The organism is Ensifer sp. Root31 (assembly GCF_001424825.1).
GTDB classification, from domain to species: domain Bacteria; phylum Pseudomonadota; class Alphaproteobacteria; order Rhizobiales; family Rhizobiaceae; genus Ensifer; species Ensifer canadensis.
This window is the reverse complement of record NZ_LMCO01000067.1, coordinates 81549-96286: the sequence shown is the minus strand read 5'-3', so window position 1 is coordinate 96286 and position 14738 is coordinate 81549. Positions and strand designations below refer to the sequence as shown.

17 protein-coding genes are annotated in these 14738 nt (G+C 60.2%); 3 read left to right on the top strand and 14 right to left on the bottom strand.

The genetic code is table 11. The features are described 5' to 3' along the window. Positions 1–33: 33 nt before the first annotated feature. The 5 genes from ASD00_RS37380 to ASD00_RS37360 form a co-directional block, all read right to left on the bottom strand. Entirely contained in the window at positions 34–1287 is a 1254-nt protein-coding gene (locus ASD00_RS37380) for an FAD-binding oxidoreductase (RefSeq protein WP_025426015.1), read from the bottom strand. Positions 1288–1347: 60 nt separating this feature from the next. After that, entirely contained in the window at positions 1348–1851 is a 504-nt protein-coding gene (locus ASD00_RS37375; protein ID WP_081788838.1) for a TIGR00645 family protein, read from the bottom strand. A 219-nt stretch (positions 1852–2070) separates the two neighbouring features. Continuing rightward, positions 2071–2235, bottom strand: a complete 165-nt coding sequence (locus ASD00_RS39630) for a DUF1328 domain-containing protein (protein ID WP_025426013.1) — start codon at positions 2233–2235, stop codon at positions 2071–2073. Between the two features lie 639 nt (positions 2236–2874). Continuing rightward, on the bottom strand, positions 2875–3072 hold the full coding sequence (locus ASD00_RS37365) for a CsbD family protein (RefSeq protein WP_025426012.1): 198 nt from the start codon (positions 3070–3072) through the stop codon (positions 2875–2877). A gap of 58 nt (positions 3073–3130) precedes the next feature. After that, positions 3131–3454, bottom strand: coding sequence for a hypothetical protein (locus ASD00_RS37360; protein ID WP_025426011.1), 324 nt, complete (start codon positions 3452–3454; stop codon positions 3131–3133). Positions 3455–3981: 527 nt separating this feature from the next. Between ASD00_RS37360 and ASD00_RS37355 the strand changes: the two genes are divergently transcribed. Beyond that, positions 3982–4230 carry a glycine zipper domain-containing protein gene (locus ASD00_RS37355; RefSeq protein ID WP_025426010.1) on the top strand — a complete coding sequence of 83 codons (249 nt, stop codon included), beginning with the start codon at positions 3982–3984 and terminating at the stop codon, positions 4228–4230. A gap of 123 nt (positions 4231–4353) precedes the next feature. On the opposite strand, the gene ASD00_RS37350 is transcribed toward ASD00_RS37355, so the two are convergent. After that, complete coding sequence (locus ASD00_RS37350; protein ID WP_025426009.1) at positions 4354–4578, bottom strand: NepR family anti-sigma factor; 225 nt, start codon at positions 4576–4578, stop codon at positions 4354–4356. Positions 4579–4742: 164 nt separating this feature from the next. Between ASD00_RS37350 and ASD00_RS37345 the strand changes: the two genes are divergently transcribed. Then, positions 4743–5540, top strand: coding sequence for a response regulator (locus tag ASD00_RS37345; protein ID WP_025426008.1), 798 nt, complete (start codon positions 4743–4745; stop codon positions 5538–5540). 11 nt (positions 5541–5551) lie between these two features. Here the strand turns inward: ASD00_RS37345 and ASD00_RS37340 are convergent, their stop codons facing one another. The 8 genes from ASD00_RS37340 to ASD00_RS37310 all read right to left on the bottom strand — a co-directional run bounded on the left by ASD00_RS37340 (position 5552) and on the right by ASD00_RS37310 (position 13329). Beyond that, positions 5552–6682 (bottom strand): AI-2E family transporter, encoded by a 1131-nt coding sequence (locus ASD00_RS37340; protein ID WP_025426007.1) that lies wholly within the window; start codon positions 6680–6682, stop codon positions 5552–5554. A 207-nt stretch (positions 6683–6889) separates the two neighbouring features. After that, on the bottom strand, positions 6890–7204 hold the full coding sequence (locus ASD00_RS40685; protein WP_156585934.1) for a hypothetical protein: 315 nt from the start codon (positions 7202–7204) through the stop codon (positions 6890–6892). A 91-nt stretch (positions 7205–7295) separates the two neighbouring features. After that, positions 7296–7643, bottom strand: coding sequence for a RidA family protein (locus ASD00_RS37335; protein WP_025426006.1), 348 nt, complete (start codon positions 7641–7643; stop codon positions 7296–7298). Between the two features lie 271 nt (positions 7644–7914). Beyond that, complete coding sequence (locus ASD00_RS37330) at positions 7915–8742, bottom strand: dipeptide ABC transporter ATP-binding protein (RefSeq protein ID WP_025426005.1); 828 nt, start codon at positions 8740–8742, stop codon at positions 7915–7917. Further along, entirely contained in the window at positions 8739–9593 is an 855-nt protein-coding gene (locus ASD00_RS37325; protein WP_025426004.1) for an ABC transporter ATP-binding protein, read from the bottom strand. Before ASD00_RS37325 ends, ASD00_RS37330 begins: the two co-directional genes overlap by 4 nt. A 2-nt stretch (positions 9594–9595) precedes the next feature. Further along, positions 9596–10504: an ABC transporter permease subunit gene (locus tag ASD00_RS37320; protein ID WP_025426003.1), complete on the bottom strand. Its 909-nt coding sequence runs from the start codon at positions 10502–10504 to the stop codon at positions 9596–9598. 10 nt (positions 10505–10514) lie between these two features. After that, complete coding sequence (locus ASD00_RS37315; protein ID WP_025426002.1) at positions 10515–11519, bottom strand: ABC transporter permease subunit; 1005 nt, start codon at positions 11517–11519, stop codon at positions 10515–10517. A 214-nt stretch (positions 11520–11733) separates the two neighbouring features. Then, complete coding sequence (locus tag ASD00_RS37310; RefSeq protein WP_025426001.1) at positions 11734–13329, bottom strand: ABC transporter substrate-binding protein; 1596 nt, start codon at positions 13327–13329, stop codon at positions 11734–11736. A 657-nt stretch (positions 13330–13986) separates the two neighbouring features. On the opposite strand from ASD00_RS37310, the gene ASD00_RS37305 reads away from it, so the two are divergent. Continuing rightward, on the top strand, positions 13987–14700 hold the full coding sequence (locus ASD00_RS37305; RefSeq protein WP_057221820.1) for a helix-turn-helix transcriptional regulator: 714 nt from the start codon (positions 13987–13989) through the stop codon (positions 14698–14700). Positions 14701–14738: the final 38 nt, after the last annotated feature.

Genomic DNA, 14738 nt, shown 5'->3' with positions numbered 1-14738 from the left:
GCTCCCGGCCCCTTTTGGCGATCGGATAAACGATCAGGAGAAGAAGCGCTCCGGGCGATAGGGGGCGATGTCGATCACCGTCTTCTCGCCGGTCATGGCTTCGGCGAGCGCCCGGCCGGTGACCGGGCCGAGCGTCATGCCGTGATGGGCATGACCGAAGGCGAACCACAGGCCCTGGTGACGCGGCGCCTTGCCGATGATCGGCATCATGTCAGGCGTGCACGGGCGAGCGCCCATCCACGGTTCTTCGTCGCGGCGCTCGGCCAGTGGGAAGAACTCGCGCGCTACACGCTCGGCGCGGGTGAGCTGAACCGGCGTCTTCGGCGCATCGCGCCAGGCAAATTCCGCCCCCGTCGTCAGGCGGATGCCGCGCAGCATCGGCGCCAGGAAATAGCCCTTCTCGGCATCCAGTACCCAATTGTTGAGCTGGGCGCCCTCCTGCATGCCGTAATGCATGTGATAACCGCGCTTGACGGCAACCGGGAAATGGTAGCCGAGCTTGCGCGTGACCGTATCGGCCCAAGGACCAAGTGCGACGACGACTTCATGCGCCTCGAGCGGCCCTTCCGGGGTCGCGACCCGCCAGCCCGGACCTTCGAGAATGTGTTCCACCGTCGCCGCGTCCCCGGAAACCAGCCGGCCGCCGAGCGACTGGAAATAGGTGAGATAGGCCTTGTTGAGGCTGTGCGGATCGCGGATCGACCATGGGTCGCTCCAACGCAGGCCACCGACGAGATCGGCCCTGATCGAAGGCTCCAGGGTCTTCAATTCGCTGGTCGAGAGTTTCTGATGATTGACGCCGAAACCGGTCGACAGCTTCTCGGCATCCTTGTAGGCCGCGTCGCGCTCCTTCTCGGTGCGGAAGACCTTCATCCAGCCGTCCTTGCGGATCAGGTCGCCCGCGCCGGATGCATTGATGAGATCCTCATGCTCGGCGATCGAATTTTCGATCAGCGGCGCATACATGTTGGCGATGCGCTGGTGCTGGGTGAAGCCGGAATGCCACCAGTAGCGCGCCAGGAACGGCACCAGCCCCGGCAGCGCGCGAATATGGTAGTGCGCGTCGATGGTGTTGTTCAGCGCGTAGCGGAACAATGCCCCGAAATCATGCGGGAAGCCGTAGGGAAACACGCCCTCGCGCTGGATCAGGCCGGCATTGCCGTAGGATGTCTCTTCGCCCGCACCGCGACGATCAAGCAGCACCACCGACTTGCCGCGCCGCGCCAGATGGATGGCGGTCGATATGCCGACGATGCCGGCGCCGAGAACCACTACGTCAGTCTTCATGTCCAGTGCCCCGCTACTCGATCAAGACCATCAGCAGCGATGCACGCCGCTCGGCCCAAGCTACTTCTTCTTCAGCCCATTCATGATCTGCTCGAGATAACCGAGCAGAACCGCCGAAACCACGAAAGCGAGATGCATGATCGTCGCCCACATCAGTTGCTGGCTGGTATATTGCTGCGTGTTGAGGAAGATCTGCAGAAGATGGATGGACGAGATCGCGACGATCGACGATGCGACCTTGATCTTCAGGCTGCCGGCGTCGAGCTTGCCGAGGAAGGAGACCTCGGCATCAGCCTCGTCGAAGCGGCTGACGAAGTTCTCGTATCCTGAGATCATCACCATGACGATCAGGCTCGCCACTAGGGCGGCATCGATCAGGCCGAGCATCGACAGGATCATCTGGGCATCGTCGTAGACGAAGACCATGCCGGCGATCTTCAGGAACTTGTACATGAACGAAATGCCGTAGAGCGCCAACGCTGCAACAAGCCCGAGATAGAAAATGACCAGCAGCCAGCGACTGGACAGAATGATCCGCTCTACGAGGAGCTCCAGCGATTTCATGTGTTCCGCATTCCTTGGTGCGCGTCAGATCCGTTTCGGCATGAATAGCCAAGCACACCTGGGAGGGCAAGGGATGTAACCGGAGCATCGCGACATGCGAAAGGGACGAAGTCTTTCGACATTCGTCCCTTGTTGATTTCCTACTGCATAAATCCTTAAAGCTGAATCGATTTAAGCAGATAATTATGCAGCAGGTTTAATGCGTTACCAGCGCCTGGATCAGGTTCTGCGCATGAGCCCCACGACCAGCGAGATCACCAGGAAGGCGAGGAATAGGAAGAACAGGATCTGTGCAATACCTGCGGAAGCACCGGCAATACCGCCAAAACCAAGTACACCTGCGATAATTGCTACTACCAGAAAGACGAGAGCGTAGTAAAGCATAGGATATCTCCTTGTATGCGTCGCTGGAAATGAAACGTCATGACCGCCTATTTTGTTCCAGCACCGACGCAAGCAACGATGAAATCTTCAATCCCGCCCCGGAGGTTCGAAACCATCTGTTAACCATGATCGCCAAAACAGTCTCGATTTGGCACAGCCGAGGCGAAATTCGCCAGGAACCTTCGTGATAGTCTTACGTTGTTCCCTCAAGGAATGAAGCGGGTTCGACATGAAGATGCCAATGTCACATATTTGGAAGTCCGCAGCTGAAACAGCGCGCCGAAACGCCGAAACGCCGGACAGTAATCTTCACATCGGTAGAACGATGCGTGATCTCTACGCGCACAACACAGACAAACCGAGCCAGAACTTAAACAATCTTCTCGAAAAACTGAAAAAGACCGAGCCGAAACCGAAGAGATAATTGCGCAGCGCCGTTCTTCCGCTACTGCCTGTTTCCTTAAATCCTATTCGATTAAGGATAAAAACATGCAGCAATTCAAAGTGCTACAGCGACCCTTGCGCGTCTAATAAGACGCGCGGGGCTGTGGGGGCTCAAAAACCAAAAGCAAACGCCGCGACGGTCGATCACCACGGCGGCGTTTGCTTTTGGCCTTTCGGCTCGGTCGGGTTCGCCTCTCAGTGGCGGGAAGCCCAGTCGTCGATCTGGCGTTCGGCTTCATCGCGGGCGATGCCGTAGCGGGCCTGGATACGGCCGGCAAGTTCCTTGCGCCGCCCGTCGATGACATCGAGATCGTCATTGGTCAGCTTGCCCCATTCGATCTGAGCCTTGCCCTTCAACTCCGCCCATTTGCCCTGAATGATGTCCCAGTTCATGCTTTGATCCTTTCAGCGCGGCGACGGAGAATCGCTTCGCACTTTTCCTGGAGATGCTTTAGTTGCGGAACTTCGGCTTGTCGTCCGTGCGGGCAGCAACAGCGTAGGTGCCGTCGTCAGCGATCACATTGACTTCAAGCTGACGCGAAGGCGTGATCCACCATTCTATCGTCGCATCCTCGACAAACAGGGCGGGATCGACTTCGGCACATTTGCCATAGGCGCTCTTGAACGCCTTGCCGACCTCCTCGATCGACGGCGAAAGCAATTCATGAAATTCCTCGACAGTCTCAAAACCGACGACCGGTGTCGGGACTTCACGGCAGGCGGCGTCGCCCTGCATGCAACCGACGAGGACCATGATGGCAGCGATATGTTCCATCCGCATGCTCCTTCCATCAAAAACGTGAACAGCAAACGGTTATGAACGGCGCGAAGTTCCATGGGCCGAATCAAATTTCGTCGATGCCTTCGCTGGAGCGAGCACTCGACGCGGTATTTCATGCCCAGCGCGATGGTTGCGGCTGGCGAAACAGGTCGCAGGCGCACGTCGGAGCAATTGCCGCTGGCGGCCCTTCAAATCCCTGGATCGACGACAGGTCTGGGAAGAATTTGCCCAATGGAACAAATCGGCGTGATCGTCGTTTCCACAGCAATAACAAGCGCCGCACCCGTGGCGATACCACAAGGGAGACGTTGATGAGCGGTGCGGATCCGACCGTTGCGAGCATTCCAAAGGTGGTTAAGATAGGCGCGAAGCCAGGGTCAGGGCTGGCGTCGGCAAGGCGTGTTCGCTTTGGCGAACGGCCTCATTGTCGTCATTCTGTTCGTCATCAGTCCCCCGCAACCGGTCTCGGCCGAATGCATCCTTCAATGTTCAACAAAGCAAACCTCGGATAGGAACGCGTCATGAAGAAGATACTTATCGTAGCAAGCCTGATCCTCCCCTTGGCGGCATGCACGCAAACGGAGAAGGGCGCGGCGATCGGCGCGACCGGCGGCGCAATCATCGGCGGTGCAGCCACGGGCAATGTCAGAGGTGCTGCGGTCGGTGCCGCCATCGGCGGTGTCGCCGGCGCGCTCGTTGGCAATGCCAATGAGCCGGGACGTTGCATCTATCGCGACCGCTACGGCCGCCGCTACGAGGCCGCCTGCTAAGGCGCAAACGTCAAGAGGTCCAGGGAAGCGGGCTTCGGCCCGTTTCTCATGTCTTGCGCTTACAACTCGGGGAGAACTTTTTCGTCGGCACGGCTACTGCATAATTGCAGCAGGTTTAAAGTGTTACCGCGTCGTTTGTGCGTCCTGTTTGACGCGCGGCGCTGCAAGCGCCTCGGCGTCATCCAGCTTTTGCAGAAGGTCGATGAAAAGGTCAGGCACCGGCTCCTGCTCGATCGCGCGGTAGAGCGCCTTCAGCTTCGAGCCGATCAAGCCGTTCGGATCTGAGCCTCTCGCAGCCTTCGCCGTTTCCTCTTCCCCTACGCCACGCTCGTCCACAGGATGCTCCATCCCACAACCCCTAAGCCAGACAGCGCTCGAAACACCTCGAGCACGCATCGCTGTTGCCAGCTTCCCATAGGCCGAAAAACGTGTTCAAAACATTCACGTCTTTCGCAGGATGCTCATTGTCCTCAGAAAACAAGCGAATCACATCAGACCCAAGGAAGTACTTGATGTCACTTTCGACCCGTATTGCACCACACCTTCCCTTTCTCCGCCGTTACTCCCGCGCCGTGACCGGTTCGCAGGCGGCCGGAGACGGTTATGTGGCTGCAATTCTGGAAGCATTGATCGAGGACATCAGCCTTTTCCCGGAGGGTTCCAACGACCGCATTTCCCTCTACAAGCTGTTCTGCTCGCTGTTCGAGAAAGTCTCCGTCGACCGGACGGAGAACGTCTCTCCATTCGCCTGGGAACAGCAGGCTGCCGCCAATCTTTCGCTGATCGCGCCCGCGGCACGGCAGGCCTTTCTGCTCGTTTCGGTCGAAGGTTTCTCGATTGCCGATGCCGCCGAGATCATGGGGCAGAGCCAGGCGGCGTTTTCCAAGCTGCTGACGGTGGCCTCGGAAGACATTTCGCGCCAGGTGGCAACCGAAGTCCTGATCATCGAGGATGAGCCGCTGATTGCGCTCGATATCGAAGATATGGTGACGAGCCTCGGCCATCGCGTGACCGGCATTGCCCGCACGCATAAGGAAGCGCTGGATCTTTACCGCAAGACGGCGCCGAAGATGGTTCTCGCCGACATACAGCTGGCCGACGGCAGCTCCGGTATCGACGCGGTCAACGAGATCCTGAAGGATGCGGCGGTACCGGTGATCTTCATCACCGCCTTCCCCGAGCGGCTGCTGACAGGCAAGCGGCCGGAGCCCGCCTTCCTCGTGACCAAGCCGTTCAACCCGGACATGGTCAAGGCGCTGATCAGCCAGGCCCTGTTCTTCGACGAACACGCCCGCTCGACACGCGGATAAGCGCACACGCCTTAGGCCGGCAGCTGCCGTTCCGGCTGCTGCTCGCGCACCTCCTCGAAGATCGTCATGGCGATCAGCGACAACGGCAGCGCCAGCATCGCGCCGACCGCGCCCCACATCCATGTCCAGAAGATGATGGCGACGAAGACGAGGAACGGGTTGACTTCGAGCCTGTTGCCCAGGATCGACGGGATCACCAGATTTTCCATGACCAGATGCACGACGAAAAAGACGGCCGCCGGCGCCAGCGCCAGGAGGATGGCTTCGTGCGTCATCAGCCCGCCGACGAGCAGGGCCAGCGTCATCATGGTCACGCCGAGATAGGGTATGAAGCTGGAGACGAAGGCAAACAACCCCCAGAGCGGTGGCATGGCCAGGCCGCCGACCAGCGCGATGAGCATGGTGACGACGCCGAGCGCCAGATAGATTAGGCTCGCGATCGAAAAATACTGCGCCAGTGCGGTTTCGATCGCGTTCATGATCCGGATCGTGCTCAGACGTCGCTCCCGGCTGTTGAAGGCAAGGATGATGGTCCTGCGCAGATGCAGGCGACCTAGCAGGAAGAGCCCGAGTGCTGCAAGGAAAATCAGCGTCTGGACCAGGGCCGGCGTCAGCCCGGCGGCGACAACGCCGAGAACCGGACCAGCGTTCTTCATGACGGTGTCGGCAAGGGCTCCGTTGCCGGTTCCTCGCGCCACCGCCAGGCGCAGCCATTCGAAACGCTCGATGAAGGGTAACACACGTTCGACGACCCCCTCCGCCAGGGCCGGTGCCTTTTGCGCCAAGTCCGTCATTGGTCCGAGCAGGGCGCTGACCACCGAGGCGAGCCCAAGCACGAAGAACAGTGCCAGCAGCAGCCCACCCATGATCGGCGGCAGGCCGAACTTTGCCAGGCTGTCGGCCGCGCGTCCGAGCACGATGCCGACGACGACGGCGAGCGTGATCGGCATCAGGATCGTTTCCATCGAGTAGACGGCGGCTGAGCCGGCGATCACGAAGAGGCCGATGATGCTCCAGGCCACCATCAGGTCGATGCCGTCCCGCTTCGGCTCGGCGGGAAGTGCCGCCTCGACCGAGGCCTTTTCCTCCTCGGCGATGCGCTTCAGCTTGTAGTAAGCAGCCGTGTGCCCGGATGTGTCCAATGCCGTCCCTCGCCGTTGTTTGTCATGCGTCACGCCTAGAGCATTTTCCAGGAAAAGTGCGAAACGGTTTTCCGTCAGGAAATACGTAAAAGGAAAGAGATAGAGTGCGTCTGCGGCTCCGTCCAAACTGGAAACGCTCTACAGCGCCGCGCGTCTTATTAGACGCGCAAAGGTCGCTGTAGCACTTTGAATTGCGGACCGGATCACTCAGTGCCGTTCAGGCGGAAACACATGCAGGGTCAGCGACAGAAGCCCCAGGCCGAGGACGATGATGAGCAATGTGTGCGCCACGCCGACGGCTGTATGCGGGATGAACCCAAAACCGATCAACAGACCTGCAAAAGCAACCACGCAGACCCGCGGTAGCCAGTAGAGCATCGACAGCCCTCCCGTTTTTTTATGGAACCACAGGTAAACGTGCGGACTGGCGAATGGTTCCTGCCTGGGAGCCGCAGGTGGGGCGGTCGCGACAAAAGAAAACGCCGCCGTGCGTCGGGCACGGCGGCGGAAAGATAACATCACGCAAAGCCTTCTCGGCTTCGCCAAGCGCCTTAAAGCGTTTCCGGTTTAGACGGAACCGTAACAGCGCCGCGCAATTTTTGCGAGAGATGCTTTAGGCAGCGGCCGCGACGACGATTACTTCGACGAGGTATTCCGGCGTTGCAAGCTTGGCTTCGCCGGTGGCGCGTGCCGGGGTGTTGCCCTGCGGTGCCCAGGCGTCCCAGACCGAGTTCATCTTCGGGAAGTCGGCCATGTCCGCGAGCCAGATGGTGGCCGAGAGAATGCGGGTCTTGTCGGTGCCGGCGAGCGCCAGAAGACGGTCGACTTCGGCAAGCGCCTGCTTCGTCTGGGTCACGACATCGTCACCGGCATTGCCGACCTGGCCGGCGAGGTAGACGGTGTTGTTGTAAACCACGGCCTGGCTCATCCGGGGGCCGGTTTCGAAACGCTTGATTTCCATGATCGTGTTCCTGAAGTTGGGTCGAACGCTGATGGTTCGACCGAAAAGCGGCTGCCCGCCGCCGGAAGGCGAGAAGTGAATGGCGGCGCGAAAGCTCTACACCATCGGCCCGGCAAGGCCAAGAAGCCGGGGCGTTCTTTCCCCGGCCTCCTATTAGAGCGCTTCCACTTTAGATAGAGTCATGGAAACGCTCCATCTCCTACGCACTTCCGGACGGAAAACCGCTCCGCACTTTTCCTGGAAATGCACTTGTTACACGGCGCCGAAAGGCTCAGGCCGCCTGTTTCTTGGCGAGCCGTGCCTTGATGCTGGCAACGTCGGCGCGCGGCGTCGCGGCAAACAGCGTCTTGGTGTAGCTGTGCTTGGGATCAGCGAAGACTTCGTCGCGGCTGCCGTATTCGACGGCCTCACCGAAATACATCACCATCACGTCGTCGGCGATATAGCGCACCACCGAGAGGTCGTGGCTGATGAAGACGTAGGTCAGTTGGAACTCGTCCTGCAGGTCCGCGAGCAGGTTCAGCACTTGCGCCTGAACCGACAGGTCGAGCGCCGAGACCGGCTCGTCCAGCACCAGAAGCTTCGGGTTGAGCATCAGCGCGCGCGCAATGGCGATACGCTGGCGCTGGCCGCCGGAGAACATGTGCGGGTAACGATTGTAGTGCCGCTCGTCGAGACCGACCTTCTTCAGCATCGCCATCGCTCGCTCGCGACGTTCGTCGGCGGGCGTCTTGGTGTTGATGATCAGCGGTTCGGTGAGGATGTCGCCGATCTTCTGGCGCGGGTTGAGCGAGCCATAGGGGTTCTGGAAGACGATCTGCACCTTGCGGCGCATCTCCGGCGTCAGGTCACCCTTGGTGATGTCGATCTTGTTGCCATCGATCAGCAGGTCGCCTGATGTCGCCGGATCGATCAGCGTCAGGATGCGGCCAAGCGTTGACTTGCCGCAGCCGCTTTCGCCGACGATCGCCAGCGTCTTGCCCTGTTCGACCGAGAAGCTCACGCCCTTGAGCGCATGCACGGTCTTGGCCTTTTTTATCAGGCCGCCGGGGATATGGTAGTCGCGCACCAGATTGCGCGCTTCGAGAACGACGGTCATCGGGCGGCTCCTTGAAGGCTCGGCTCATCGACGAAAAGTTCGGAGATGGTCGGCAGCCGGTCACCGGTCGCATTGTCCGGCAGGGCTGCCAGAAGCGCGCGCGTGTAGTTACTCTTCGGCGATTCGAACAGCGACAGGACGTCGGCTTCTTCCATCTTGCGACCCTTGTACTGCACGACGACGCGGTCGGCCGTCTCGGCGACCACGCCCATATTGTGCGTGATCATGATCAGGCCCATGCCATGCTCGGCCTGAAGCCGCATCAGGAGGTCGAGGATCTGCTTCTGGATCGTCACGTCGAGCGCGGTCGTCGGCTCGTCGGCGATCAAGAGCTTCGGGTTGCAGGCAATGGCAATCGCGATCATCACGCGCTGGCACTGACCGCCCGACATCTGGTGAGGATAGTGCCCAAGCCGTTCGGCCGGATCGGGAATGCCGACCGCCTCGAACAGTTCGATGGCGCGCTTGCGCCGCTGAGCCTTGTCGAGACCGAGGTGAATGCGCAGCACTTCCTCGATCTGGAAGCCGACCGTGAAGCACGGATTGAGGCTTGCGACCGGCTCCTGGAAGATCATCGAGATATCCTTGCCGATGATCTTCTTGCGCTCGGACGACGACATGCCGAGCAGGTCGCGTCCGTTGAACGTCAGCTTGTCGGCCGTAACGTTGGCCGTCCAGGGCAGGAGACCCATGGCCGCCAACATAGACACGGATTTGCCCGAGCCGGACTCGCCGACGATCGCCAGCACTTCCTTTTCATGAACCTTCATCGACACGCCGTCGACGGCGCGGAAGGGACCGGTGGCCGTCTGGAATTCGACGACCAGGTTTTCAATTTCGAGAAGCGCCATGATCAGGACCTCTTCAGCTTGGGATCGAGAGCATCGCGCAGGCCGTCACCCATCAGGTTGATCGCCAGCACCGTGACCAAAATTGCAACGCCCGGAAGCGTCACTACCCACCACTTGCTCTGGATGAACTCACGCGCTTCGGCGAGCATCGTGCCCCACTCCGGTGTCGGAGGCTGTGCACCCATACCGAGGAAGCCGAGAGCGGCGGCGTCGAGGATCGCGCTCGAGAACGACAGGGTCGCCTGGACGATCAGCGGCGCCATGCAGTTCGGCAGGATCGTCTTGAACATCAGGCGGCCGTGGCCGGCACCCGCCACCTTCGCGGCAATGACGTAGTCACGGCTCTTCTCGCTCATGACGGCAGCACGCGTCAGGCGCACGAAGTGCGGCTGGAAGACCAGTGCGATGGCGATCATCGCATTGGTCAGGCCCGGTCCGAGAACGGCGACCAGCACGAGGGCCAGCAGCAGCGACGGGAAGGCCAGGATGATGTCCATCACACGCATGATGACGGTATCGACCCATCCACGGAAGTAACCCGCGATCACGCCGACGAAAATACCGCCGACCAGCGAGAGCGTGGTGACGATGACGCCGACGAACAGCGAGAACTGGGTGCCGTAGATCAGGCGCGAGAGCATGTCGCGACCAACGGCGTCGGTCCCGAGCAGGAATTCGGCACGGCCGCCTTCCTGCCACACTGGCGGGATCAGCACCGCATCGCGGTACTGGGCGGTCGGGTCATGCGGCGCGATGATCGGCGCGAAGATCGCGAGCAGGACGAGGAACAGGAAGAACACAAGGCCGATGACGGCACCGCGGTTCTCGGAGAAATAGTACCAGAATTCGGCCAGTCGCGCCCGGCGGGACGGATCTGTCGAAACGGCGCTCGTTGCAGCAGCTTGAGACATATCGCCCTCCTTAGTGCCGGATGCGGGGGTTGATGAGACCGTAGAGCAGGTCGACGGCAAGGTTCACCAGCATGATGATGCCAGCAATGACCAAGAGGCCACCCTGAATGACGGCGTAGTCGCGCCGGAAGACGGAATCGACCATCCACTTGCCGATGCCCGGCCAGGAGAAGATCGTCTCGGTCAGGATCGCGCCGGCGAGCATGACGCCCACCTGCAGGCCGATCGTCGTGATGACCGGGATCATCGCGTTTCGAAGCGCGTGGACACCGACGACACGGAAGGTCGAGAGGCCCTTGGCGCGCGCCGTGCGCACATAGTCTTCCGAAAGCACTTCAAGCATCGCCGATCGGGTCTGGCGCGCAATCACCGCCAGCGGGATGGTGCCAAGCACGATCGTCGGCAGGATGAGATGGCTCACCGCAGACTTGAACGCACCCGCCTGCCCCGACAACAACGAGTCGATCAGCATGAAGCCTGTAACCGGCGGGAAGAAGTACATCAGCGAGATGCGGCCCGAAACCGGCGTCCACTGCAGGATGCCGGAGACCAGCATGATCAACAGCAGGCCCCACCAGAAGATCGGCATGGAGAAACCGACGAGTGCGGTGCCCATGATCGTCTGGTCGACGAAGGAGCCGCGCTTGATCGCCGCGATGACGCCGGCGGGAATGCCGAGCACGATCGCGAAGATGATCGCGCAGAGCGAAAGCTCCAGCGTCGCCGGGAACAGTTCGAAGAACTGGTCGATCACCGGCTTCTTCGTCACGATCGACGTGCCGAAGTCGCCCTGGACGACGCCCAAGAGATAATCGAAGTATTGGATCACGATCGGCCGGTCGAAACCGAGCGCGTGTGAAATTTCCGCATGCCGCTCCGGCGACATGACACGCTCGCCCGAAAGCAGGGCGACAGGATCGCCCGGAAGCATGCGAATGAAGGAGAAGGCAATGATGGAGACCCCGATGAAAGTCGGGATCAGGACCGCCAAACGCCCCAAGAGAAATCGAAACATGTTTTACCCCGCGCCACGTTGCCGCGCCGTTGTCTCCCGGCGCTGGCACCACTGCATGTTTCCTTGAACCCTTCGGATTCGAGGGCAAAAACATGCAGCAACTCAAATTGCTACAGCGACCTTTGCGCGTCTGACAGGACGCGCGCCACTGTAGTAGATGCAAAGAGGGGCGTTTGCCCGTGGCAAACGCCCCCTTTCGGATCAGTTCATTAGCTTACTCGACAATATCCACGCCGTCGAAGGCAAAATCGCCGAGTGGGCTCTGGACGAAACCTTCGACATTCTTGCGCATCGGAACGACCGACAGCGAGTGGTCGAGCGTTGCCCAGGGCGCTTCGCGCTTGAAGACGACCTGCGCCTCTTCGTAGAGCTTGGTGCGCTCTGCCAGGTCGGACGTTTCCTTGGCCTTCTTGACCAGGGTGTCGAATTCCTGGTTGCACCACTGAGCGCGGTTGTTGCCGCCGACAGCGTTGCAGCCGAGAAGGGTGTCGAGGAAGTTGTCCGGGTCGCCGTTGTCGCCGGTCCAGCCGAGGATGACGGCACCGTCACGGTCCTTTGCCTTCGACTTGTCGAGGTATTCGGCCCATTCGTAGGACACGATCTCGACCTTGACACCGATCTTGGCGAAGTCAGCCTGCATCAATTCGGCAGCGCGGCGGGCGTTGAGCATGTACGGGCGCGAAACCGGCATCGCCCACAGCTTCATCGACAGATCCTTGACGCCTGCGTCTTCGAGCATCTTCTTGGCTGCGTCGAGATCGTAGGTGTCGTCCTGGAGCGTGTCGTTGTACGACCACATCGTCGGCGGGATCGGGTTCGTTGCCGGCTGGGCAGCGCCCTGGAATACGGCATCGACGATCGCCTGCTTGTTGATCGCCTTGTTCAGCGCCTTGCGGACTTCCGGCTTGTCGAACGGAGCCTGCGTCGTGTTGTAGGCGAGGTAAGCAACGTTCAGACCGGCCTGTTCCATGACCTTCAGGTTCGGATCGGCCTTCATGGCCTGTACGTCGGCCGAGTTCGGGTACGGCATCAGGTGGCATTCGCCGGCCTGCAGCTTCTGGAAGCGAACCGAAGCGTCGGTGGTGATCGCGAAGACGAGGTCGTCGATCTTCTGCTTGCCACCCCAGTAGTCGGGGTTTGCCTTGTAGCGGATGACGGCATCCTGCTGGTAGGCGACGAACGCGAACGGACCGGTGCCGAGCGGCATCTGGTTCATCTGGTTCATCTTGCCTTCGGCCTGCAGCTTGTCGGCATATTCCTTCGACAGGATCGAAGCGAACGGCATGGCGATGTTGGCGAGGAACGGTGCTTCCTTGCGCGTCAGGGTGAACTTGACCGTCAGGTCATCGACCTTCTCGACCGACTTGATGACTTCCGGGAAGCCCATGCCGGCTGCGTATTCCCACGAAGCGCCGGTCACGTATTTGTTCCAGGGATTGTCGGCCTTGAGCTGGCGCTCATACGAGAACACGACGTCGTCGGCGTTCAGCTCGCGAGTGGGAGTGAAGAACTCCGTCGTCTGGAACTTCACGCCCGGACGCAGCTTGAACGTGTATTCAAGGCCGTCATCGGAAATGGTCCAGCTCTCAGCGAGGCCCGGCTCGGTTTCGGTCGTGCCCTTCTTGAACTCGAGCAGGCGGTTGTAGACCGTGTGCGCCGCTGCGTCGAACGTCGTGCCGGCGGTGTAGAGGCCCGGATCAAAACCCTCAGGCGAACCTTCCGAGCAGTAAACGAACGTTTTCGACCAGGCGGAGCCGGCCATCAGCGTGGCAAGCGCCGTCGCTGCGAAGAGTGTAGTGAGCTTTTTCATGAGCTTTGCTTCCCAGATTTGTTCTTGTTCTCGTATTTTCCTGACGCGGAATGACGTTTGCCCCCGGTCAAGGCCGGATGGAACGACATTTGGCGTCGCATTGCAATAAGTCGCCAAACAAATTTGTCTATGCGAAAAATTCCTCCTATGGCGGAGCCGGAAATCTGTCCACTGTTTTAGAATACCCTGACATTTCCAGGGGCTTTTTCGGCCGCTGCTCGGCCGGCGTGCAACATCCCGATCCGGCTTATCGGTGACGGCGTGACCGAAGTGCGACGGTGACAGGCGGGAGTGTGGAGCAGGTCACATGTGCCGACCGCATCCATCGTGCACCCGCCTTGCGTGTGTCGCTCCGGCCGGGCGATCGGCGATTCGACGAAAATCGCAAGAAACGGTCAATCCCAAGATAGTTGGGTAGAAATCCCCTATGTGATCGTGCAATAGAACCTGGACAAAATCTCGGGGGAGACAATCGACGTGCCAAAACGTCCTTGGGAGGGGGCGGCATCCGCCACTCGGCGCTTTCAACATCGCGGCGACGCGACCGCGAGACGACCATGATGATGCCGATCCGCAATTTCGTCACCGGCTTCATGCCGTTGATTGAGCCGGCCTTGCGAGTAGACTGCCGCCTCGCGACAAAAGGGTAGCGCACGCGTGGCACGTTTGCTGGAAAATCACAGGCGTTACGATCTCCGCGACGATCTGGAGAAAGCGCTCAACCGCGTCGACTTCTTCCGCATCTTTCACACGATGGCATTGCGGTTCGGCTTCAACCATTTCGGCATTCTGCAGCTCGGCAACGAGAACGACGCCTGCATGTTGTCCACCCGGCTCGTCCTGCACGATCTTCCGTCGGGCCTCGCGGAAGAATACGACAAGCGCCACCGCTTCGGCGATTCGCTTTTCTACAAAACCCTGCACACATCGATCATTTCCTCCGTCTGGAGGTCAGGCGATCGCGGCTGCGCCAATGGCCAGAACCTGCTGGTCCAGCTCGGCTTCGAGCTGCTCTTGAGCGTGCCGGTGCACGCGGCAGCGACCGGCGCGCGATACGCCGTCCTGTTTCTGGGCGACGGCAACGACATCGGCCGCTCCGAGCATTTCGAGCTGACCTATGACGCCGTCTGCGCCTTCGACTATTTCTATCGCATCGCGCTTTCCAACAAGGCCGGCATGGGCCTGACGCCGCGCGAGACGGAGATCCTCAAGTGGATCTCCCATGGCAAGACGGCAAGCGAGATCGCGCTGATCGTATCGGTGTCCGAACACACCGTGAATTCGCATACGGCGACAATCCTGAAGAAGCTGGATGTCGTCAATCGGACCCAAATGGTGGCGAAGGCGATACGCGAACAGATCATTCAGTGAAGCCGATCGACGGGGCGATCTGAACCTGGCGGCGTCGC

Excerpts from the sequence above, each read along its gene's own strand:
- ASD00_RS37380 (WP_025426015.1), bottom strand. The coding sequence starts at position 1,287 with ATGAAGACTGACGTAGTGGTTCTCGGCGCCGGCATCGTCGGCATATCG.
- ASD00_RS37375 (WP_081788838.1), bottom strand. The coding sequence starts at position 1,851 with ATGAAATCGCTGGAGCTCCTCGTAGAGCGGATCATTCTGTCCAGTCGC.
- ASD00_RS39630 (WP_025426013.1), bottom strand. The coding sequence starts at position 2,235 with ATGCTTTACTACGCTCTCGTCTTTCTGGTAGTAGCAATTATCGCAGGT.
- ASD00_RS37365 (WP_025426012.1), bottom strand. The coding sequence starts at position 3,072 with ATGAACTGGGACATCATTCAGGGCAAATGGGCGGAGTTGAAGGGCAAG.
- ASD00_RS37360 (WP_025426011.1), bottom strand. The coding sequence starts at position 3,454 with ATGGAACATATCGCTGCCATCATGGTCCTCGTCGGTTGCATGCAGGGC.
- ASD00_RS37355 (WP_025426010.1), top strand. The coding sequence starts at position 3,982 with ATGAAGAAGATACTTATCGTAGCAAGCCTGATCCTCCCCTTGGCGGCA.
- ASD00_RS37350 (WP_025426009.1), bottom strand. The coding sequence starts at position 4,578 with ATGGAGCATCCTGTGGACGAGCGTGGCGTAGGGGAAGAGGAAACGGCG.
- ASD00_RS37345 (WP_025426008.1), top strand. The coding sequence starts at position 4,743 with ATGTCACTTTCGACCCGTATTGCACCACACCTTCCCTTTCTCCGCCGT.
- ASD00_RS37335 (WP_025426006.1), bottom strand. The coding sequence starts at position 7,643 with ATGGAAATCAAGCGTTTCGAAACCGGCCCCCGGATGAGCCAGGCCGTG.
- ASD00_RS37330 (WP_025426005.1), bottom strand. The coding sequence starts at position 8,742 with ATGACCGTCGTTCTCGAAGCGCGCAATCTGGTGCGCGACTACCATATC.
- ASD00_RS37325 (WP_025426004.1), bottom strand. The coding sequence starts at position 9,593 with ATGGCGCTTCTCGAAATTGAAAACCTGGTCGTCGAATTCCAGACGGCC.
- ASD00_RS37320 (WP_025426003.1), bottom strand. The coding sequence starts at position 10,504 with ATGTCTCAAGCTGCTGCAACGAGCGCCGTTTCGACAGATCCGTCCCGC.
- ASD00_RS37315 (WP_025426002.1), bottom strand. The coding sequence starts at position 11,519 with ATGTTTCGATTTCTCTTGGGGCGTTTGGCGGTCCTGATCCCGACTTTC.
- ASD00_RS37310 (WP_025426001.1), bottom strand. The coding sequence starts at position 13,329 with ATGAAAAAGCTCACTACACTCTTCGCAGCGACGGCGCTTGCCACGCTG.